Origin of the sequence: Aggregicoccus sp. 17bor-14, assembly GCF_009659535.1 — a bacterium.
Classification (GTDB): Bacteria; Myxococcota; Myxococcia; order Myxococcales; family Myxococcaceae; genus Aggregicoccus.
On sequence record NZ_VJZZ01000006.1, the window covers coordinates 162,307 to 183,280 of the forward strand.

Here is a 20,974-nt window from a genome sequence, read left to right on the forward strand (position 1 = left end):
CGAGGCTGACCCACTCGAAGCCAGACATGCGGCAGAGGGGCGGCGCTCGCGACGAGGGAGGGACGGGGTGTTCGGGACACCCGTGATCGCGCCGCGCCGGTGGGTGCTTCGGCACCCGAGCGGGTCAGCTTCGCGCCGGCGATGTTGTAGGCAAAAAAGCACTTTGTCGCTCAATCCCTCTCATTTTGAAGATGCGGATTCGACGCGAGCCCCATTGCGCTTCGGTAAAGTTTGGTGTTGAGTTTGTAACCAGGGTGCCCGAGGGCACGCTCCCTCGCGGTTTCCTCCCCCCGCGAGCCGGTAATAACAAAACAGCCAAAGAGAAGGCACGACCATGCGCGTTGGCATTGGCAAGCTCAGTACTGCTGCACTTTTGATGATTTCAACCGCCGGCTGCGGCACCGCGGGCGATGACTCGCAGGCGCCCGTCGCTCAGCAGGCCACCGTCGGCAAGGCGGCCCAGGCGCTCGGCAACCAGGACATCTGCCTCTCTGCTGCGCCCATCGTCGGGCCCGCGCGGAAGATCTTCCAGCTCAACGACCACCTCATCGCCTTCTACGACGGCCGCAACACCGAGCGCCTGACGCCGGACGCGAACTGGGTGGACGACGCGGCGAACAAGCTGGGCGTCGCCACGTACGCCATCTACAAGGGCAACGAGGCGATCGTCTTCGACACCTTCCCGACCATCGACCAGGCCCGGTGGCAGCGCGCCACGCTCGAGTCCATGGGCATCACGAAGTTCACGGTCGTCACCAGCCACTGGCACAACGACCACATCGCGGGCAACGAGGTCTACGCGGACAGCAAGATCCTCATGACCGCCCGCGGCCTGCAGTTCATGACGGACAACAAGGCCGACCTCGAGGCCGGCACGTCCCTGTTCGGTCCGCCGGCGATCAACCCGGTGGTGCTGCCGAACGACACCTACGTGGGTGAGCGCACCCTGCACGTGGGCGACATCACGGTGGAGCTGCACCAGCTGAACGTCCACAGCCCGGACGAGACCGTGATCCTGCTCCCGGCCGACCGCATCCTGCTCTCGGGCGACACCACCGAGGACAGCATCCCCTACCTGGTCGAGTACGCCGACCTGAAGCTCCACATCACCGGCCTGAAGGCGATGGCCAAGTGGACCTCGTTCGATCGCATCCTGCCGAACCACGGCAACCCGGACCGCATCCAGACCGGCGGCTACGACAAGAGCTTCATCGACGCGACGCAGACGTACATCACCAACATGGTGAACGGCGCCACGAAGGCCGGCTTCCTGGACGCGCCGGTGGAGGAGTTCGCGGGCAAGGCGCTGCGCTCCTGCGACGTCAGCCTGTACGACGGTTACCTCGACGTGCACGAGTACAACAAGCAGGGCGTGGCCGCCGTCTGGGGCATGAAGCACACGCGCACCGCGCCGTAAGGCCTTTGCACGTCGTCGTGCTGTGAGCGACGCCCGTGGGCCCTCCAGGCCCGCGGGCGTCGTCGTTCTGGGGGCTCAGTGCGCCGCGGCCAGCCGCGAGCCCGCGGCGCGGCGGCACTCGGCCTCGCGCCGGCGCGCCGCTGCGGCCTGCTCGAGCTGACCCGCGCCCTCCAGCAGCCCGGCCGCGCGCGCGTACAGGTCCGCGGCCTCGGTGGGCAGCATCACGTCCTCGTCCACGCCGGCCGCCTGCATGAGGAAGGGCACCGCGCGCTGCGACTCGCCCGCGGCGAACCAGTGGTGCGCGACCCGCACCGGGGGCGCGGCGCGCGTCACCAGCACCTCGGCGAGCCGCGCGTGCAGCGCGCGCGCGAGCGCCGGCGGCGTGCCCGCCTCCACGGCCTCGTGCACCAGGTCGTGCGTGAAGCGCTCGGAGCGCAGCACCTGCGCCTCCTCGAGCTCCGCGGCCGCCTCGCCCACGTCCACCAGGCTCGCCTCCAGCACCGCCGAGGCCAGCGTGAGGGTGAACTGCGTGCCCGCCAGCGCCGCCACGCGCGCAAGCCGCAGCGCCGCGGGGCTCACGCGCTGCAGGCGCTGCTGGATGAGCGGGGCCACCTTGCCGGGCGGCGGCAGGCGCTCGGGCCAGCCCGTCTCGTGCGCGCCCGTCTCCAGCAGGTGCTTCACCGTCTCCACGACGAAGAGCGGGTTGCCGCCGGTGTAGCGCGCGAGGCGCTCCGCGTGTGGCACCAGCGCCGGAACGCCCAGCCCCTCGAGCAGGCGCGCGACGCCGCGCGCGTCCAGCGGCTCCACGTGCACGTTTCGCGAGAGGCCCGCGAGCTCCATGTTGACCAGCTGCTGCTGGTGCGCCGGGCGCAGCTCGCCCGCGCGGTACGCGATGAGGATGGGCGGCATGCTGCCCGGACGGCCCAGCGGGAAGAGCTCCCCCAAGCAGAAGCGCGCCATCGTCACGCTGCCCGGGTCGTAGTACTGCATGTCGTCCACGATGCAGGCGCGCAGGTGGTCGCACCCGGCCACGTAGAGGTCGCGCGCGGCGCGGAAGAAGCGCACCTGCTCGGCCTCGCTGCGCAGCGGCCCCGGCACCGGCTCGTCGGGCGCGAGCAGCTCGGGCACCACGCGGCCCAGCTCGCGGCGCGCCCACGGCTCCAGCTGCACGTCCGGCCGTGCGGCCAGCAGCAGGCGGAAGTTGCGCGTCTGCGAGGCGTAGGGCACCTCGCGGTCGTCCACGCGCCCGTCGAAGCTCATCCAGCGGCCCTTGGACTCGGCGAAGTCCTGCGCGAGGCGCGACTTGCCCGCCCCTGGCGCCCCGGAGATGTAGAGCACCTGGCCCCGGTCCCAGCCCTCGCTGAGCGCGCGCCAGGCCTCCTCGCGGCCGGCGAGCACTGGCGGGCGCAGCACCGAGGGCGGCAGCGCGCGGCGCGCGGGCGACGGGGGCGCGGCCACACCGAGCAGCCGCGCGCCGCGCTCGATGGTGCGCGCGAGCGCGCGCGTCTCCTCCATCGGCTCCACGTCCAGCGCCTGCGAGAGCGCGCGGCGCAGCCGCTCCCACGCGAGCAGCGCCGCGGTGCGCCCGCCCAGCTGGTAGTGCAGCCGCATCTGCGCGCGGCCCGCCTCCTCCGAGGCGGGCTCCGCCTGCGCCCACTCCTCCGCGAGCGCGAGCGCGGCGCCGAGCTCTCCGGCCGCCTCCAGCCGGGCCACCTCCGCCTCCCGCGCGGTGCGGCGCCAGGCGCGCACCTGCTCGCGCGCCTCGTCCACCCACGCGGCGAGCTCGCCCACGTCGTCGAAGGTCTCGCTGCCCAGCAGCTCGCCCGGCGCCGCGAGCACCTCGGCGTGCCTTCCTGCGCGCGCCGCCTCGCGCAGCAGCAGCACGTCCAGCCGCGCGTCCGCGCCCAGGGCCAGCGTGTCGCCCGCGTCCGCCACCAGGTCCGCCGCGCCCGCCGCGAGCCGCAGCCGGCGCAGCAGTTGGCGCAGGTTCGCGCGCGCCGCGGTCTCCGCCGTCTCGGGCCACAGCAGCTGCGCGAGCGCTGCGCGCGGGGCGGGGCCCTCCAGCGCCAGGCGCGCGAGCAGGGCCGCCGTCTTGCGCTCCAGGCCCTTGGCGGCGTGCGGCAGCTGCAGCCGCGGCGCCTCGAGCAGCAGGACGTTGAGGCGGCGTGCGTCGGCGGCGGGGAGGCGGGGGAGGTCGTCGCTGGGCATCGGGGCGAGGGCGGGGGAGAGCGCCGCAGTGTAGCCGGGGCCCGCTGCGGGATGCTTGCCTGGTTGCCCGGGCTCTCGGGCCGCGGGTGAGGCCAGGCATCCCGGAGGCCGGGGCGCCGGCAGCCCCTCTCTCCGGTGCTCTGCGCTCAGGCACGCTTCGCGGCGCGCTTCGCCTTCGGGCGCGCCTTGCTCGCCCGTGCCTTCCTGGCACCGGCCTTCTTCGCCGCGGTCTTTTTCGCCGCGGTCTTCTTGCGGGGCGCGCTGCCCCTGACGAAGGTCACCGCCTCCATGTTGTGGCCGTCCGGGTCGAGCACGAACGCGGCGTAGTACGTGGGGCTGTAGTCGCGCAGCCCCGGCGCGCCGTGGTCCTTGCCGCCGGCCTCCAGCGCCGCGCGGTGGAAGGCGTCCACCGCCTTCCGGTCCTTGGCAAGGAAGGCGATGTGCGTGGGCGTGCCGACGTCGCCCTTCGACACCCAGAAGCTCGTGTGCCCGCCTTCCATGAAGCCCACGGCCTCCGGGTAGTCCTGCGTGACGCGGTACCCCAGGGGGGCGAGCGCCTTCTCGTAGAACTTCCGACTGGCCGCGACATCGCTGCATCGGAGACTGACGTGCTCGAGCATGTGCACTCCTGCGGTGGGAGAGGGGCGAGAATGCAGGGACTCCCGCGGCGCAACCACCTCGAGCTCCTGGAAATTCAGCCTTCTGGACCGAAGCCTTGCTCGCGTTTGCGCGTCGCCGGGCGCCTTGTCGCCGGCGCTACAGAGCCTGCAAGCCCCGCCATGGACTCGCCACGTGCCCGCGCCCTAACGTCCGCCCCATGAAACACCTCTCCCTGGTCCTCGCCCTCGGCCTGGGCGGCTTCAGCGCCGCCGCCCAAGCCCAGACCTTCCCGCCGGGCGTCGACCAGGCCGGAATCGATAAGTCCGTCACGCCCGGCGATGACTTCTTCGCCTACGCCAACGGCGCCTGGGTGAAGGCGACGCAGATCCCCGCCGACCGTTCGTCGTGGGGCATTGGAGAGCAGCTCACGGAGAAGACGGCGGCCGAGGTGGCCGAGCTGATCAAAGCGGCGCAGACCGCGCCGGCGGGCAGCGAGGCGCGAAAGGTCGGCGACTACTACGCCGCCTTCATGGACGAGAAGACGATCGAAGCCCGCGGCCTCGCGCCGCTGAAGCCTGCGCTGGCGCGCATTGCGGCGATCCGCAACAAGACCGACCTCGCCCGCGCGTTCGGCCAGGGCCTGCGCGCCGACGTGGACGCGCTGAACAACACCGACTTCTACACCGACAACCTGTTCGGCCTGTGGGTCGAGCAGGACCTGCACAAGCCCGGCGTCCATGCGCCCTACCTGCTGCAGGGCGGGCTCGGCATGCCGGATCGCGAGTACTACGTCGCCACCAGCGACCGGATGGCCAAGATCCGCGACGCCTACAAGGCGCACCTGGCCACCGTGCTGACCCTGATGGGGCATCCCGATCCGCAGGGTACGGCGCAGCGCATCTTCGAGCTCGAGACCAAGCTCGCCCGGGCCCACGCCACGCGCGCCGAGTCCGAGGACGTCAAGAAGGCCGACAACCGCTGGGCCACGTCGAGCTTCAAGACGCGCGCGCGCGGGCTCGACTGGACGACCTTCTTCGCCGCCGCTGGCCTGCAGGCGCGGCGCGAGTTCTACGTCTGGCACCCGAAGGCGGTGGCGGGCGAGGCGGCGCTGGTCGCCTCCGAGCCGTTGGAGACCTGGAAGGATTACCTGGCGCTGCACCTGGTGGAGCATCATGCGGCCTACCTGCCCAGGGCCTTCGCCGACGAGCGCTTCGCCTTCTATTCGAAGACCCTGCGCGGCGTGCCCGAGCAGCGGGTGCGCTGGAAGCGCGGCGTCGACGCGACGAGCGACAGCCTGGGCATGGCCGTCGGCAAGCTCTACGTCGCCAGGTACTTCCCGCCGTCGTCCAAGGCCGCCGTCGAGCAGATGGTGAAGGCGCTGATGGCCGCCTTCGACAAGCGGATCGATGGCCTCGACTGGATGGCGCCGGCGACCAAGGCCGAGGCGAAGCGCAAGCTCGCCGCGCTCAAGGTCGGCGTGGGCTATCCCGACCACTGGATCGACTATTCGACCCTGACGGTCCAGGCCGACGACGCCGTCGGCAACCTCGATCGCGCCGAGCTCTTCGAATATCGCCGCAACCTGGCGAAGTTCGGCCATCCCGTCGATCACGGCGAGTGGGTGATGAACCCGCAGCTGGTCAACGCCGTGAACCTGCCGGTGCGCAACGCGCTGAACTTCCCGGCGGCCATCCTGCAGCCGCCCTACTTCGATCCGGCCTCGCCGGCGGCGGTGAACTTCGGGGCGACGGGCGCCACCATCGGCCACGAGATCAGCCACAGCTTCGATGACCAGGGCGCGCAGTTCGACAGCCAGGGCTTGCTGCGGAACTGGTGGACGCGGGCTGACTTCGCCCACTTCGAAGCCTCGGGGAAGGCGCTGGCCGCGCAGTTCTCGACCTACAGGCCGTTCCCGGACCTCGTGCTGAACGGCGAGCAGGTGCTGAGCGAGAACATCGCCGATCTCGCCGGCCTGAACGCCGCCTATGACGCCTATCGCATCGCCAACGGCGGCAAGGCCGGCCCGGCGGCTCGGGGCCTGGACGGCGACCAGCAGTTCTTCCTCGCCTTCGCCCAGAGCTGGCGCTCGGAAACGCGCGAGGCGACGCTTCGCCAGCAGGTCATCACCGACGGCCACGCCCCGGATCAGTACCGGGCGCAGACCGTGCGCAACATGGACCCCTGGTACGCCGCCTTCGACGTGAAGCCCGGCCAGGCGCTGTACCTCGAGCCCAAGGACCGCGTGCGGGTCTGGTGAGTGGGCCCGCACACGGCCTGAGGCGCTCGCGTCCTCGACAGCGCGGGCCGGGTGCCGCACGGCCCGCGCAGGCAGGTGCGCGAGGATGCGGCGCATGAAGCTCGAGGGCTCCTGCCATTGCCGCGCGGTGCGCTTCAGCGTGCAGTCGAAGCACCCGTACCCGTTCATGCACTGCTACTGCTCGGTGTGTCGCAAGACGCAAGGGGGCGGGGGCTCTGCAATCAACCTCTCGGGTGACGCGAAGACGCTGAAGGTCCGCGGCAAGGAGCACCTGCGCGTGTACCGCGCGCGCATCAAGAACCCCGAGGATGCGCGGGCGCACCGCAGCACCGGACAGCGCAACTTCTGCGGCGAGTGCGGCTCGGCGCTGTGGCTCTACGACCCGACGTGGCCGGAGCTCGTGCACCCCTTCGCGTCCGCCATCGACACGGCCCTGCCCATCCCGCCCGAGCGCGTGCACATCATGCTGGAGTTCAAGGCGCCCTGGGTGGTGGTGCGCGCGGACCCGCAGGACAAGCGGTTCAAGCGCTACCCGCGCGAGTCCATCGCGCAGTGGCACGAGCGCCACGGGCTGTAGCTGCACCGGGGGGCGGGACGAGTCGCCGTGCTAGATGTCGCAGCCGTTCGCAGTGACACGCGTGAGGAGTGAGCCCATGGCCGCGAAGAAGAAGCGCAGCGCCCCCGCCGCGAAGAAGACCGCCACGAAGCGTGCGCCGGCGCGCAAGACGGTGGCGAAGAAGGGCACGGCCGCGAAGAAGCGGGCTCCGGCGCGCAAGGTCGCAGCGAAGAAGGGCACCGCGGCGAGGAAGAGTGCTGCGGCGAAGAAGGGCGCCCGCAAGAGCGCCGCACCGAAGGCCGCTCCGATGCGCCGCGCGTTCGACGCGGTGAAGGGCGTGCTCGAGGCCGTGACGGGCGCGCCCGCGCTGCTCGCGGAGACCGTGAGCCGGGTGACGCACAGCACGAAGCCGCTCGCGCAGAAGCTGCGGCTGCGCGAGGGGATGCTCGCCACCGTGCTCGACGCGCCGGGCGACGTGAAGGCGCTCCTGGGCGAGCTGCCGGTGGGCGCGGGCATCAGCACGGAGCTGGGCTCGGGGGAGCCGCCCTTCCTCCTCGTCTTCGTGCGGAACCAGAAGGAGCTCGCGCGGCGCATGAAGGAGCTCGCCGTGCGCCTCACGCCGAAGACGCTGCTCTGGTTCGCCTATCCGAAGCAGTCCTCGAAGGTGGACACGGACCTCACCCGCGACCGCGGCTGGGAGGCGGCGACGCGCGAGGGGCTGGAGATCGTGGCGCAGGTGGCGGTAGACGCCACGTGGGCTGCGAGCCGCTTCATCAAGCGCCGGTAGGGCCTGACTCGCGCAGCGCCCTGGCGAGCCGCGCGCACGCCTCTTCGATGCGCTCCGCGGTGAGCATGTCCGCGGCCTGCGCGTCGAAGGCGCCGCGGCCGCGCAGGCGCTCGGGCGTGTCCGCGTAGCGCGGCACGAGGTGCAGGTGGAAGTGGCGCAGCACGTCTCCGATCGCGAAGGCGTACGCGTGCTCGGCGCCCAGGACCTCGCGCTGGGCGCGCATCACGCGCGCAGCGAGCGGGCCGAGCGCGGAGGTCGCCTGCGCATCCAGGTCGTAGAGGGCGCGCGCGTGGCGCTCCGCGCTCAGCACCACCCAGCCGGCGAGCGGGCTCGGTCCCGAGAGGCCGTGCAGCACCAGGCCGCCCTCGCGCAGCAGCACGCCGCCCGGCGGGCGCAGCGCTCCACTGGAAATCGCGCAGCCGAGGCAGGGGTCGTTCGGGTCCGTGGCCATGTGGCAGAGCGTAGTGCCCGGATGCCCTCGTCCCGACCGCTTTGCGCAGGGGCGCAGCTTCGCCCTGCACCCTCACCCCGACCCTCTCCCAGGGGGAGAGGGAGGACACGGCTGCCTCCCTGCTGTCTATCCAGGCCTCGAACGGGTCCCCGCCGGTGTCAGGGCCGGGCGATACTCAGGGCTTCCCCCTCTTGTCCTGATCGCTCCAGCTCCGGAGCCCGGGCGCACGAGGGCAGCGAGGTCGGGAGCGCGCGATGGTCCGGAGGGCGGCAGGCGGCGGCGAGGGTAGGGCGGGCCGGGGCGGCGCGGCGACTGCGGGCGCAGGCGGCGGTGGCGGCGTGCTCGCCGTCGTGGCCGAGAAGCCCTCGGTGGCGCGAGACCTCGCGAAGGCGCTCGGCGCCGAGCAGCGCGGCGAGGGGCTCTACCGCGGCAACGGCTACGTGGTGACGTGGGCCATCGGCCACCTGGTGGGGCTCGCGCAGCCGCACGAGATGCGCCCCGAGTGGAAGAAGTGGAGCCGCGCGGCGCTGCCCATGCTCCCCGAGGACTGGCCGCTCGTGGTCTCCAACTCCACCGCGGACCAGTTCCGCATCGTGCGCGAGGTGATGAACGCGCCCGACGTCGAGGCCGTCATCTGCGCCACGGACGCGGGGCGCGAGGGCGAGCTCATCTTCCGCTACATCTACGAGGCCGCGCGCTGCCGCAAGCCGGTGCGCCGCCTCTGGGTGTCCAGCCTCACCGACGGCGCCATCCGCGAGGGCTTCCGCCGCCTCAAGGACGGCCGCGAGTACGAGCCGCTCGCCGACGCCGCCAAGGGACGCAGCCGCGCCGACTGGCTCGTGGGCATGAACCTGAGCCGCCTCTACACGCTCGCCTACCGCGACGCGCTGGGGGACACGCTCTCGGTGGGCCGCGTGCAGACGCCCACGCTCGCCATGGTGGTGGAGCGCGAGCTCGCCATCCGCAACTTCGTGCCCCAGGACTACAAGGAGGTGCTCGCCACCTTCGGGCCCGCGCAAAGTCAGACCGGCCGCTACGAGGGCGTGTGGTTTCGCAGCGGCCCTCAGCTCAAGCCCAACGAGTCCGCGGCGTCCGATGCGCGCGAGGCGCGCCGGCTCCCGTCGGACGGCGCCGAGGCGAAGCGCATCGTCGAGCGGGTGAAGGGCGGCCGGGCCGAGGTGGAGAGCCTCACCGCGGAGACGCGGCGCATGGCGCCTCCGCTGCTCTACGATCTCACCGAGCTGCAGCGCCACGCGAACCGCCTCTACGGCTTCAGCGCCCAGCGCACCCTCGAGCTCGCCCAGGCGCTCTACGAGAAGCACAAGCTGCTGAGCTACCCGCGCACCGCGAGCCGGCACCTGTCCCAGGACGTGGCCGCGACCCTGCCCTCGGTGGTGCAGGCCATCCGCGCGCCCTTCGAGACCCAGCTGGCCCCGGGCACGGGCACGCGGCCGCTCTCGCGCCGCTACGTGGACGACGGCAAGGTGACCGACCACCACGCCCTCATCCCCACTGCGGTGTCCCCGTCCAGCGCGAGCCTCTCGCCCGACGAGCGCCGCATCTACGAGCTGGTGTGCCGCCGGCTCCTCGCCGCCTGGCACGAGGACTTCGTGTGGCAGGTGACCACCGTCATCACCGCCGTGACGTCGACCGAAGGCGCGCGGCAGGAGGTGGACCGCTTCCACAGCCAGGGCACGCTGGTGCAGAGCCAGGGCTGGAAGGTGCTGGACGTGGGCGGGGGCGCGAAGCCGCCGAAGGAGCGCGCCGCCAGCAAGGGCAAGAAGCCCGAGAGCGCGAAGGACGCGGACGCCGGGGAGCCGCAGGAAGACGACTCGCAGGAGCTGCCCGTGGGGCTCGCGCAGGGGCAGCGCCAGCACGTGCACGACGTGCGCGCAGTGGACAAGCGCACGCGGCCCCCGGCGCGCTTCACCGAGGCGAGCCTGCTCACCGCGATGGAGACGGCCGGGCGCACGCTGGACGAGAAGGCCCTCTCGGACGCGATGCGCGAGACGGGGCTGGGCACGCCGGCCACGCGCGCCGCCATCATCGAGACGCTGCTCGAGCGCGAGTACCTGGTTCGCCGGGGCAAGTCGCTCGAGGCGACGGACAAGGGCATCCAGCTCATCGGCGTGGTGCACCCGGACGTGAAGAGCCCGGCGATGACGGGCGCGTGGGAGGCGCGGCTGCAGCGCATCGAGCAGGGCAGCGGCGAGCTGCCGGCCTTCCTGCGCGACATCGAGGCCTACGTGCGCGAGGTGGTGGGCCACGTGCCCGCCGGCCCTGCGCGCGCAGTCACACAGAGCGCCCCCCGTCTTCCGGTGGCCCACGACGCGCCCCCGTCCCGAGTGTCCCCTCTCCCTCCGGGAGAGGGTCAGGGTGAGGGAAGGGGACGCAGCTCCTCGCCTACGTCCCCTGTGGGACAGGGTGCCGGACGCAGCGCCGTCACCGCACCCACCCAGCCGGGCCTCTTCGCGCCGACTCCCGTGCGCAACACGCTGGCCGCTGCCACTGCCGCCCCGCGCCGTGCGAGCCTGCGCGACATGGCCCAGAACGCCGCGCAGGGTGACCTCCTCAATCCCCAGGCTCCGAGCCCGCGCGCCCGGCGCGAGCCCACGCCGCCGGACCAGCTGCGCTCGCTGCTCCAGTCGGCCTTCGGCTTCCCGGACTTCCGTCCCTACCAGGAGGCGGTGTGCCGCGCGGCGACGGAGGGCCAGGACCTGCTGCTGGTGATGCCCACGGGCGCGGGCAAGAGCCTGTGCTACCAGCTGCCGGGCCTCGCGCGGGCGGGGACCACGCTGGTGGTGAGCCCGCTCATCGCGCTGATGGAGGACCAGGTGCTGCGGCTGCAGAGCCTGGGCTTCGCGGCGGAGCGCATCCACTCCGGGCGCGAGCGCGCGGCGAGCCGCCAGGTGTGCCAGGACTACCTGGAGGGGAAGCTGGACTTCCTCTTCATCGCGCCCGAGCGGCTCGGGGTGCCGGGCTTCCCGGAGCTGCTCGCCAAGCGCACCCCCGCGCTCGTCGCCATCGACGAGGCGCACTGCATCAGCCAGTGGGGCCACGACTTCCGGCCGGACTACCGGCTGCTGGGCTCGCGCCTGCCGCTCCTGCGCCCCGCGCCCGTGGTGGCGCTCACCGCCACGGCCACGCCGGACGTGCAGAAGGACATCGTGCAGCAGCTGCGGCTGCAAGGCCATCCCGGCAGCGCCGGAAATGCGCGCACCTTCATCCACGGCTTTCGCCGCACGAACATCGCGGTGGAGGTGCGCGAGCTCGCCCCGAAGCAGCGCCCCGAGGCCATCCTCACGCTGCTCGCGCAGGAGGAGCGCCGGCCGGCCATCGTGTACGCGCCCACGCGCAAGCACGCCGAGGCGCTGGCGGAAGCGCTCGGAGAGCGCTTCCCCGCGGCCGTGTACCACGCGGGGCTCAGCGCGAGCGCGCGCGACAGCGTGCAGGCGGCCTTCCTGGGCGGGCGGCTCGAGGTGATCGTCGCGACCACGGCCTTCGGCATGGGCATCGACAAGGCGGACGTGCGCACCGTGGTGCACGCGGCGCTGCCGGCGAGCGTGGAGGGCTACTACCAGGAGCTGGGGCGCGCGGGGCGCGACGGGCTGCCCAGCCGCGCGGTGCTCTTGCACTCCTTCGTGGACCGCAAGACGCACGAGCACTTCCACAAGCGCGACTACCCGGAGCCCAGCGTGCTGGAGCGCGTGTACCTCGCGGCCCGGGCCGAGCCCGAGCCCGAGGAGCTGCTCTACAGCCGCCTGCGCATGGAGCAGGAGCTGTTCGCCAAGGCGCTCGAGCAGCTGTGGATCCACAAGGGCCTGGAGCGCGGCCAGGACGGCACGGTGGCCCGCGGCAATCCCGGCTGGCGCGCCACCTACGTGGAGCAGCGCGAGCGCAAGCTGCGCCACCTGGAGGACATGGGCAAGTACGCCGAGCGCGCCGCCTGCCGCATGCAGCAGCTGGTGGAGCACTTCGGCGACAGCCAGGACAGGGGCGGCCCCTGCGGCATCTGTGACGTGTGCGCGCCGGAGGACTGCGGCTCGCTCTCCTTCGTGCCGCCCACCGCCCTGGAGGCGGACGCGCTCGAGCGCATCCTCGAGGCGCTGCACGAGCGCGACGCCCAGGCCACCGGCCGCCTGCACCGCGAGCTGTTCGCGGACGCACTGCCGCGCCGCGCCTTCGAGCGGCTCGTGGGAGGCCTGGTGCGCGCAGGGCTGGTGCGCCTCTCGGACGACGCCTTCGAGAAGGACGGCAAGACCATCCCCTTCCAGCGCGCGCACCTCACCCACGAGGGGCGCGAGGCGCGCGGCCTGCTCTCCAACGTCTCGCTCACGGCGGAGGCCGCGCCCGAGGCCAAGGGGCCCCGGAAGCGCGGCCGCGCCCAGCCCAAGCCCACCTCGTCCAAGTCCACCTCGCGTCGGGCGCGCCGGGGGGCGCGCGCGAAGGCCGAGGCGGGCTCGGGCTCGGGCTCGGACTCGGACGACGCCGAGTACGCGCAGGCCGCGCCCCGCAGCCGCTGGCGCCGCGAGCCGGTGTCCGCGAGCACGCCCGCGCCGCGCAGCCGCACCAGCGCCGCGGCGCCGCTCAAGTGGGGCGCCTCCGCGGGGCTCGCCGAGGCGCTGCGCAGCTGGCGGCTCGCCGAGGCGCGCGAGCGCGGGGTGCCCGCCTTCCGCATCTTCACCGACCGGGTGCTGCACGCCATCGTCGAGGCGCGCCCCCGGGACGTGGCCTCCCTGCGCGCGCTGGACGGGGTGGGGCCGCAGCTCGCCTCGCGCTACGGCAAGGCGCTGCTCGCGCTGGTGGGCGAGAGCGGCTGAGCGGGAGCCGCCGAAGCCCCTCGCCCCGGACTACGCACCGGAGGGTGGGGGGACAGCGGCGGCCGGAGTGTGGCATGGTGGTGGCTCGCGCGTCGCAGCACGGGGGAACCGCGTCCATGCAGAGCCAGGCCAGCACGGCAGTTGCGCCCAGCAGGCACATCTTCGGCCATGCGATGGAGGGGCTGCTGCGGGTGCTGGGCCCCGAGCCCACGGACGAGGACCTGCGCGTGCTCCACCGCCTCGGGATGTCCCTGGACGCGCTCGAGGTGACGTACCCGCTGGAGGCGCACCTCGCGCTGCTGGACCACCTGGTGCAGAGCCGCTGGGCGCAGCTTCCCGGGGACGAGGGCTACGCGGCGCTGGGCCGCGCCACGGTGGAGGCCTACGAGGGCACGCTGATGGGCCGGGTGCTGCTGCAGATGCTGCGGGTGCTGGGCCCCGAGCGCGTGCTGTACCGGCTGACCAAGACCTTCCGCAGCACGAACAACTACACCGAGACGCAGGTGCGCGAGGTGGGCCCGCGCCACTTCGAGGTGTGGATCAACGTGGCCCTGCGCCCCGGCTTCGTGCGCGGGCTGCTCGAGCAGGGGCTCTGCTTCGCCGGCGCGCACGGCGTGCGGGTGGGGCAGATGGTCGGGCGCGACGGCTGCGCGGTGTACTACGTGCGCTGGGACGCGCCCGAGCCCCTGCCGGCCTGAGGGCCCCTCCCGCAGGCGTGCGGCAGCGGGCGTCCGGCACCCGTCTTCGCGCCCGCATTTCGCTCGATTTTCCCCCGCGCCCGCACCATCTCTGCCCCCACACGCGGGGAGGCAGACATGGCAGCGCAGCGCACGGTGAGGCTGGGAGCGACGGGGCCCGAGGTGTTCCCCCTGGGGCTCGGGTGCATGGGGATGAGCGGGATGTACGGCGCGGCGGACGAGGCGGAGAGCGTGCGCACGATCCACGCCGCCCTCGACCGGGGCGTCACCCTGCTGGACACCGGGGACTTCTACGGCATGGGGCACAACGAGCTGCTGGTGGGCCGTGCCCTCAGGGAAGCCGGCCGCCGCGAGCGGGTGCAGCTCTCCGTGAAGTTCGGCGCGCTGCGCAGCCCGGACGGGGGTTGGGGCGGCTACGACGCGCGCCCCGCGGCGGTGAAGAACTTCTGCGCCTACAGCCTCAAGCGCCTCGGCGTGGACGTCATCGACATCTACCGCCCCGCGCGCCTGGATGCAGCGGTGCCCATCGAGGACACGGTGGGCGCCATCGCGGACCTGGTGAAGGCGGGCTACGTGCGCCACATCGGCCTGTCCGAGGTGGGCGCGGAGACGGTGCGGCGCGCCGCGCGCGTGCACCCCATCGTCGATCTTCAGATCGAGTACTCGCTCGCGACCCGCGGGCCGGAGGCGGACATCTTCCCCTGCCTGCGCGAGCTGGGGATGAGCGCCACGCTCTACGGGGTGCTCTCGCGCGGGCTGCTCACCGGGAGCAAGCCCCAGGCGAAGGGGGACTTCCGCGCGTTCCTGCCGCGCTTCAGCGGCGAGGCGGGGGCGAGGAACCAGCAGCTCGTGGAGCGGCTCGCGCGCTTCGCCGGGGAGCGCGGGATGACCTCCGGGCAGCTCGCCATCGCGTACGTGCTCGCGCGCCAGCCGGGCTTCGTGCCGGTGGTGGGGGCGCGCAAGGTGGCGCAGCTGGAGGACGCGCTGGGGGCGCTCGAGCGGCCGCTCTCGCCGGAGGACGTGGCGGCGCTCGAGCGCCTGGGCGCGCTGGAGGGCTCGCGCTACGGCGCGCAGCAGATGCGCGACCTGGACAGCGAGCGCGGCGGCGGCGCTAGGCCTTGAGCTTGTAGCCGCGGCGCAGCAGCGTGTACGCGACCGCGGTGGCCACCACCGCGAGCGCGACGAGGATGGCCCCGCCCAGCAGCGGCGGGAAGGCGCTGCGCCCCAGCATGCCGTAGCGCAGGCCTTCCACCATGTAGACCACCGGGTTGAAGAGGCTCACCTGGGCCCAGGGGCTGGGCAGCTCCCGCACCGAGTAGAAGACGCCGCCCAGGAAGGTGAGGGGCAGCATCACGAAGGTGGGAAAGAAGTTCACCTGCTCGAACTTCTCGGCCCACATGGCCGCGAGCAGCCCCAGCATGCTGAACACGTAGGAGGCGAGCAGCAGGAAGAAGAGCACCGCGGGCGCGTGCGCGAGGCTCACGCCGGTGAACAGCGCCGCCACCCCCCAGGTGAGCAGGCCCACCATCAGCCCGCGCACCATGCCGCCGCCGATGAAGCCGAAGAGCAGCTCGAAGGGGCCCAGGGGCGCGGCGAGCAGGTCCACCACCGTGCCCTGGATCTTCGTGATGAAGAGGCTCGAGGAGCTGTTGAGGAAGGCGTTGTTCGCGATGCCCAGGAACACGAGCCCCGGCACGATGAAGGGCAGGTAGGGGTGCCCGTCCACCTCGTGCACGCGCCCCGCGAGGCTGTAGCCGAAGACGACGAAGTAGAGCGAGGTGCTGATGAGGGGCGAGAGCACGGTCTGCCCCGGCACCCGCAGGAAACGGCGGACCTCCTTCGCGAGGAGGGTCTTCATCCCGAGCGTGTTCATGGCGCGTACCCGTGCGCCTAGCACCCCTCGCGCCGCGCTACCAGCGTCTGCAGCCGCTCGCGCAGCTTCGGCAGCTCGAAGGGTTTGGTGAGGAACCCGCCGGGCGGCAGGCCCGCGAGGAACGCCTGGGCGCGCGGGCTGAAGGCGCCCCCGGTGACGAAGAGCATGCGGGAGGCGAGCGCGGGGGCGAGGCGGCTCACCTCCGCGTGCACGTCCGGGCCGGCCATCTCCGGCATCATCACGTCGCAGAGCATGGCGTCGTAGTGCTCGCCGGAGGCGATGCGCGCGAGCGCCTGGCGGGGGCTGGTCTCCGTCACCACCTCCAGCTCGCCGCTGAAGAGCCGGCGCACCAGGGCGCCCACGTGGACCTCGTCGTCCAGCACCAGCACCCGTCCGCGCAGCGCGGGGCGCGCAGGGGGCGGCGCGGGCAGGGCCTGGGGCGCGCTCGCGCCCCCTTCCGCGCAGGCGGGCAGCAGCACCCGGAAGGTGGTGCCCAGGCCCACCTCGCTCTCCAGCTCGATCTTCCCGCCCAGCGCGGTGACGATGCCGTGGCAGATGGCGAGCCCCAGCCCCGTGCCCTGGCCCACCGGCTTGGTGGTGAAGAAGGGGTCGAAGATGCGCGAGCGGTGCTGCGGCGCGATGCCCACGCCCGTGTCCTGCACCTCCACCACCACCCAGGGCCCCGCGCTGCGGGTGCGCACGTGGATCTCGTGCGCCGCGACGCCGCTCGCCGGGGGCAGCCCCTCGGGGATGGCGTGCGCGGCGTTCACCAGCAGGTTCACGAACACCTGGCCGAGCCGCGCCTCGTTCGCCCACACCGCGGGCACCTCGGCGAGCTCGCGCACCAGGCGCGCGCGGTGGCGCACCACGTTGCCCGTCATGGCGATGCTGGACTCCAGCGCGCGGCGCACGTCCAGCCGCCCCTTCTGCGCCTCGTCCGCGCGGCTGAAGGTGTGCAGGTCCTTCACGATGAGCCGCACCCGCTCGGCGCCCTGGCTCGCCTCGCTCAGCGCCTGGCGCCCCTCGGCGAGGCGCGCCTGGGCGGCGGGGTCCGCGAGCGCGCAGGAGAGCTCGCGCAGCTCCTCCTCGAGGAAGGCGAGGTTGCCGATGACGAAGGCGAGCGGGTTGTTGATCTCGTGCGCCACGCCGGCCGCCAGCGTGCCCACGCTGGCCATGCGGTCCGCGAGCAGCAGGCGCTGCTGCAGCTTGCGCCGCTCGGTGAGGTCGCGCCCCACCAGCATCACCGCGGGCCCGCCCTCGAAGCCGCGCAGCTGCAGGGGCGCCACCTCCACCACCAGCTCCTCGCCGTCCGCGCGGGCGAAGCGCAGCTCGCTCATCGCGCGCTCGCCCGAGGCGCGCTGCGGCAGCTGGGCGGCCTGCTTGCGCATCCGCTCGCGGTCCGCGGGGTGCACGAGCGCGCCCACGTCCTCGCCCACCAGCGCCTGCGGGCTGCCGCGCCCCAGCAGCCGCGCGAGCGCCGCGTTCGCGTACAGCACGCGCTCCGCGCGCAGGATGATCACCGCGTCCGGCAGCAGGTCGATGAGCTGGCGGAACTCCTGCTCCTTGCGCCGCAGCTCGTCGTGCGCGCGACGCTCCTGGGTCACGTCGCGGAACACCAGCACGCCCCCGGCCACCTGGCCGCGCGCGTCCCGCAGGGGCGCGCCGCTCGCCGCCACCGGCACGCGCTGGCCCGCGCGGTCCCGCAGGCTGGCCCGGTCCGCGAGCTCCACCGGGGCGCGCGCGCGCATCGCCCGCTGCACGGGGCTCTCCAGCGCCTCGCCGCTCAGCTCGTCCACGAGTGGGAACACCTCGGAGAGCCGCTGCCCCTGCGCGAGCGCGAAGCGGAGGCCGGTGAGCGCTTCGGCGGCGGGGTTCATGCGGGTGACGCGCTCGTCGGGGTCGGTGACGATGACGCCCTCGGTGAGCGAGCGCAGGGTGGCGGCGAGGCTCTCCTCGCTGCGCGCGAGCGCGTCCTGCGCCTCGCGCCGGGCCGTCACGTCGCGGTTCACCGCGAGCACGCCGAGCGGGCGGCCCGCGGCGTCGCGGCGCAGGCTCCAGCGGCTGCTCACCACGAGGCGCCGGCCGTCGCGCGCCGTCTGCCCGAGCTCGCCCTCCCAGCGCCCCGTGCGGTGGAACTCCTCGCGCAGCTGCTCGGGGGACGCGGGGAGCTGCGAGTGCAGCAGCTCCTGGCTCAGCTGGCCCAGCGCCTCCTGCGCGCGGAAGCCGTAGAGCTCCTCGGCGGCGCGGTTCCAGTAGGTCACCCGGCCGTCCAGGTCCGTGCCCATGATGGCGTCGTGGGCCGCCTCGAGCAGCTCCGCCTGCTGCATCAGCGTCTCCATGGCAGCGGTGGCCGCGGAGGTGTCCTCCAGCTGGCCGAGGTAGTGCAGCGGGGCGCCCTCGGCGTCGCGCACCAGGGACATGGTGAGGCGCGCGAGCAGGGGCCGCCCGCTCTTGTGCAGGTAGCGGCGGTCCACCTGGAACGAGGTGCGCGTGCCGTCGTGCAGCTCTCGCACCCCCGGCAGCTCCCAGCCCTCCAGCTCCGGCCAGACGAAGCGGCCTGCGGACTGCCCCAGCACCTCGTGCTCCTCGTAGCCGAACAGCTCGCACACCGCGCGGTTCACGCGCAGCAGGTGCCCGTCCGGGTGGACGAGCACCAGCCCCAGCGGAGAGTGCTCGAAGGTGGAGCGGAACAGCGCCTCGCTGCGCCGCTGCTCCTCCAGCGCGAGCGCGAGGCCGCCCACCGCGCGCAGCCGCGCGAGCGCCATGCCCGCCCCGTGCGCGAGCAGCTGCAGGGTGCGCAGGTCGCGCTCGCCGAAGGCGTGGGGCAGGGGGCTGGTCACCTCGAGCACGCCGCCGCGCGTGCCGTCCAGCACCAGCGGCGCCGCGGCGAGGCTCGCCACCCCGCGCGCCGCGGCCCGCGCCCTGTCGATGAGCCCCCCGTCGGTCCGCGCGTCCGCCCGGCAGTCGCCCAGCAGCAGCGGGGCCTCCAGCTGCTTGCCGTCGGCGACGAGGGGCCGCAGGTCCTCCGGCACGTCGCCTGCGCAGCGGGTGAGGCAGCCCTCGCCCTCGCGCAGCGTGACGAGCGCGGTGGCGGCCCAGGTCAGCTCGCGCGCGCCCTCGGCCACCTCGAGCATCAGCCCTCCGGCCGACAGCGTGGGCTGCGCGAGCGCCCGCAGCGCCGCGTCCAGCAGCGTCAGGTGCGCCACCGCTTCCGCCGGGCCCCGCGCCGCTCGCGCTCCGTGCAGCAGCGGCGGTGCTGCGCGTCGCTGCTCGAGCAGCGCCATCACCTGGCGCGCGAGCGCCTGCAGCGCCTCGAGCGTTGCGGCCTCGAGCGTGCGCGGCCGCACGTCCAGCACGCACAGCCCGCCCAGGGTGTGGCCGTCCGGGCTGCGCAGGGGCACGCCCGCGTAGAAGCGCACGTGGGGCTCGCCGGTGACGAGCGGGCTGCGGGCAAAGCGCAGGTCCTGCGTCGCGTCCTCCACCAGCAGCGGGGTGCCGTCGCGCGGCAGGTAGTGGCAGAAGGCGAGCTCGCGCGGCACCTGCGTCACGCAGGTCCCGTGGCGGGCCTTGAACCAGCTGCGCGTCCCGTCCAGCAGACAGATGAAGGCGATGGGCGCCGCGCACAGCGCCGCCGCCACGCGCGTGAGATCGTCCAGCGCCGCGTCCGGCGGCGTGTCCAGCAGCGCGTAGCCGTGCAGCGTCTCGAGCCTGCGCTTCTCGTCGTGGAGGGCCGCTGCGGTCATGGACGCGCGCGACTGTAGCAATGGGTGTTCCAGCCCCTGATGCGGGCCAGCTGCGCTCGCCTGCCCGGGATGCGAGCGGCTGCGGGGCAGCGGGGCGGGTGCGGGTGACCCACGTGGGTAGAGGGATACCCGCCTGCAGCGCCGAGGTGCGCCGCAGAGGGCTCGAAGGGAAGCCGGGAGGGACGGAGGCGGGAGGCCTGCGCCCAGCGCGTCAGGGCGCCGGCCTGCGAGGCGCCCCGGGGAGGCGCGAGTGAAGGGGAGAGGGGTGTCGGGCCGAGTGCTGTGCGGCCCTGAATACAAACCTCGGGACTTCTGAAAACTCCCGAGGTTTGTCATCAGGAGCGCACCGGCCTGCCCCGGCCCAACCCGCACGCGCGTGCTTTTCGGCGACCGAAGCGCGGGGACGTCGAGCCGGCTCGCCGCGCCTGCTGCAAACCGGTTCTCTCCCGAGCCTCCCCGGAGCGCCGCGCAGGCCGACGCCCGCGCGCGCTCGGCACCCACGACAGGAGCCCGTCCCGTCCGGCTTCCTATGAGCGCGCGTGACGTGCTCGCCTGGGCGCTGGGAGCCGAGCCAGACCCTACGCGGCGGGACGGCCGCGCAGCACCTCGAGCATCACATCCTCGAGCCGCGAGTGTCGTGTCTCCACGTCCGCCACGGGGACGCCTGCGGCATACAGCGCGCGCAGCAGCTCGCCCGCCGGAGCGCCGCCGCTGCGCTCGACGTAGGTCAGCGTGCGCCCGTCCGGGGCCAGCGTGGCGCCCACGCGTGCCGCCGCCTCGGGAAGCGTGGGCAGGGCGGAGGAGAGCTGCACCACCAGGCGCTTCTCGCCCATGCGGCGCAGCAGCGCGGTCTTCTCCTCCACCAGCAGCAGGCGGCCCTCGTTGATCACGCCCACGCGGTCCGCGAGCTCCTCGGCCTCCTCGAGGTAGTGCGTGGTGAGCACGATGGTGGTGCCCTCGCTCGCGAGCTTGCGCACGTAGGTCCACAGGTCGCGGCGCAGCTCCACGTCCACGCCCGCGGTAGGCTCGTCGAGGAAGACGAGGCGCGGGCGGTGCACCAGCGCCTTCGAGATGAGCAGGCGTCGCTTCATGCCGCCGGACAGCTGGCGCGTGATGGCGTCCGCCTTGGACTGGAGGTTGAGCGCGGTGAGCACCTCGGTCACGCGCGCGTCGTCGCGCGGGCGGCCGTAGTAGCCGAGCTGGATCTGCAGGCTCTCCTTCACCGTGAAGAAGGGGTCGAAGTTGATCTCCTGCGGCACCAGCCCCACCTCGTAGCGCGGGCGCACCGGGTCCTGGTCCAGGTCGTGGCCGAAGACGCGGATGGTGCCGGTGGTCTTCTTCACCAGCCCGCACACGCTGCCGATCATCGTGGTCTTGCCCGCGCCGTTGGGGCCGAGCAGGGCGAAGATCTCCCCCGGCGCGATGGTGAGCGACAGGTCCTGCAGCGCAGTGAACTTGCCGTAGCGCTTGGAGAGGCCGGAGATCTCGAGGGCGGGCGTGACGGGGGCGGAGGACATGGCGCCCGTTGCTCTAGCATCGCCGGGGCGCGCGCACCGCTCGAAAC

13 protein-coding genes are annotated in these 20,974 nt (G+C 73.3%); 7 read left to right on the forward strand and 6 right to left on the reverse strand.

The features are described 5' to 3' along the window. The first annotated feature begins 376 nt into the window (after positions 1-376). Entirely contained in the window at positions 377-1,417 is a 1,041-nt protein-coding gene (locus FGE12_RS13435) for an MBL fold metallo-hydrolase (protein ID WP_194797853.1), read from the forward strand. Positions 1,418-1,492: 75 nt separating this feature from the next. Here the strand turns inward: FGE12_RS13435 and FGE12_RS13440 are convergent, their stop codons facing one another. Further along, positions 1,493-3,625 (reverse strand): AAA family ATPase, encoded by a 2,133-nt coding sequence (locus tag FGE12_RS13440; protein WP_153866858.1) that lies wholly within the window; start codon positions 3,623-3,625, stop codon positions 1,493-1,495. 146 nt (positions 3,626-3,771) lie between these two features. Continuing rightward, a complete protein-coding gene (locus FGE12_RS13445) occupies positions 3,772-4,245 on the reverse strand; it encodes a VOC family protein (RefSeq protein ID WP_153866859.1) in 474 nt (157 codons plus the stop codon). A gap of 197 nt (positions 4,246-4,442) precedes the next feature. Here FGE12_RS13445 and FGE12_RS13450 point away from each other — a divergent pair, with 197 nt between their 5' ends. From FGE12_RS13450 to FGE12_RS13460, 3 genes are all read left to right on the forward strand, one after another. Next, positions 4,443-6,482: a M13 family metallopeptidase gene (locus tag FGE12_RS13450; RefSeq protein WP_153866860.1), complete on the forward strand. Its 2,040-nt coding sequence runs from the start codon at positions 4,443-4,445 to the stop codon at positions 6,480-6,482. 85 nt (positions 6,483-6,567) lie between these two features. Continuing rightward, positions 6,568-7,059, forward strand: coding sequence for a GFA family protein (locus FGE12_RS13455; protein ID WP_228530777.1), 492 nt, complete (start codon positions 6,568-6,570; stop codon positions 7,057-7,059). A gap of 76 nt (positions 7,060-7,135) precedes the next feature. Beyond that, a complete protein-coding gene (locus tag FGE12_RS13460) occupies positions 7,136-7,825 on the forward strand; it encodes a hypothetical protein (RefSeq protein ID WP_153866861.1) in 690 nt (229 codons plus the stop codon). On the opposite strand, the gene FGE12_RS13465 is transcribed toward FGE12_RS13460, so the two are convergent. Continuing rightward, entirely contained in the window at positions 7,812-8,276 is a 465-nt protein-coding gene (locus tag FGE12_RS13465; protein ID WP_153866862.1) for an HIT family protein, read from the reverse strand. The two genes, FGE12_RS13460 and FGE12_RS13465, sit on opposite strands and share 14 nt — an antisense overlap. Positions 8,277-8,530: 254 nt before the next feature. On the opposite strand from FGE12_RS13465, the gene FGE12_RS13470 reads away from it, so the two are divergent. The 3 genes from FGE12_RS13470 (at position 8,531) to FGE12_RS13480 (ending at position 14,916) form a co-directional block, all read left to right on the forward strand. Continuing rightward, positions 8,531-13,096 (forward strand): DNA topoisomerase 3, encoded by a 4,566-nt coding sequence (locus tag FGE12_RS13470; RefSeq protein ID WP_153866863.1) that lies wholly within the window; start codon positions 8,531-8,533, stop codon positions 13,094-13,096. Between the two features lie 116 nt (positions 13,097-13,212). After that, the gene (locus FGE12_RS13475; protein ID WP_194797854.1) at positions 13,213-13,794 is read left to right on the forward strand and encodes a DUF2378 family protein; all 582 of its coding nucleotides are present in this window, start codon (positions 13,213-13,215) and stop codon (positions 13,792-13,794) included. 117 nt (positions 13,795-13,911) lie between these two features. Further along, positions 13,912-14,916: an aldo/keto reductase gene (locus FGE12_RS13480; protein WP_153866865.1), complete on the forward strand. Its 1,005-nt coding sequence runs from the start codon at positions 13,912-13,914 to the stop codon at positions 14,914-14,916. Here the strand turns inward: FGE12_RS13480 and FGE12_RS13485 are convergent. From FGE12_RS13485 to FGE12_RS13495, 3 genes are all read right to left on the reverse strand, one after another. Beyond that, positions 14,906-15,652 (reverse strand): ABC transporter permease, encoded by a 747-nt coding sequence (locus FGE12_RS13485; protein WP_255449914.1) that lies wholly within the window; start codon positions 15,650-15,652, stop codon positions 14,906-14,908. The two genes, FGE12_RS13480 and FGE12_RS13485, sit on opposite strands and share 11 nt — an antisense overlap. A gap of 32 nt (positions 15,653-15,684) precedes the next feature. Beyond that, positions 15,685-19,410: a PAS domain S-box protein gene (locus tag FGE12_RS13490; RefSeq protein ID WP_194797855.1), complete on the reverse strand. Its 3,726-nt coding sequence runs from the start codon at positions 19,408-19,410 to the stop codon at positions 15,685-15,687. Positions 19,411-19,988: 578 nt separating this feature from the next. Further along, positions 19,989-20,927, reverse strand: a complete 939-nt coding sequence (locus tag FGE12_RS13495) for an ABC transporter ATP-binding protein (RefSeq protein WP_153866868.1) — start codon at positions 20,925-20,927, stop codon at positions 19,989-19,991. Positions 20,928-20,974 lie beyond the last annotated feature (47 nt).

What these genes read in the sequence shown, in the direction of transcription:
- FGE12_RS13475 (WP_194797854.1), top strand. Translation starts at nt 13,213, where the DNA reads ATGCAGAGCCAGGCCAGCACGGCAGTTGCGCCCAGCAGGCACATCTTC.
- FGE12_RS13445 (WP_153866859.1), bottom strand. Translation starts at nt 4,245, where the DNA reads ATGCTCGAGCACGTCAGTCTCCGATGCAGCGATGTCGCGGCCAGTCGG.
- FGE12_RS13450 (WP_153866860.1), top strand. Translation starts at nt 4,443, where the DNA reads ATGAAACACCTCTCCCTGGTCCTCGCCCTCGGCCTGGGCGGCTTCAGC.
- FGE12_RS13460 (WP_153866861.1), top strand. Translation starts at nt 7,136, where the DNA reads ATGGCCGCGAAGAAGAAGCGCAGCGCCCCCGCCGCGAAGAAGACCGCC.
- FGE12_RS13440 (WP_153866858.1), bottom strand. Translation starts at nt 3,625, where the DNA reads ATGCCCAGCGACGACCTCCCCCGCCTCCCCGCCGCCGACGCACGCCGC.
- FGE12_RS13455 (WP_228530777.1), top strand. Translation starts at nt 6,568, where the DNA reads ATGCGGCGCATGAAGCTCGAGGGCTCCTGCCATTGCCGCGCGGTGCGC.
- FGE12_RS13470 (WP_153866863.1), top strand. Translation starts at nt 8,531, where the DNA reads ATGGTCCGGAGGGCGGCAGGCGGCGGCGAGGGTAGGGCGGGCCGGGGC.
- FGE12_RS13465 (WP_153866862.1), bottom strand. Translation starts at nt 8,276, where the DNA reads ATGGCCACGGACCCGAACGACCCCTGCCTCGGCTGCGCGATTTCCAGT.
- FGE12_RS13490 (WP_194797855.1), bottom strand. Translation starts at nt 19,410, where the DNA reads ATGACCGCAGCGGCCCTCCACGACGAGAAGCGCAGGCTCGAGACGCTG.
- FGE12_RS13480 (WP_153866865.1), top strand. Translation starts at nt 13,912, where the DNA reads ATGGCAGCGCAGCGCACGGTGAGGCTGGGAGCGACGGGGCCCGAGGTG.
- FGE12_RS13495 (WP_153866868.1), bottom strand. Translation starts at nt 20,927, where the DNA reads ATGTCCTCCGCCCCCGTCACGCCCGCCCTCGAGATCTCCGGCCTCTCC.
- FGE12_RS13485 (WP_255449914.1), bottom strand. Translation starts at nt 15,652, where the DNA reads ATGAAGACCCTCCTCGCGAAGGAGGTCCGCCGTTTCCTGCGGGTGCCG.
- FGE12_RS13435 (WP_194797853.1), top strand. Translation starts at nt 377, where the DNA reads ATGATTTCAACCGCCGGCTGCGGCACCGCGGGCGATGACTCGCAGGCG.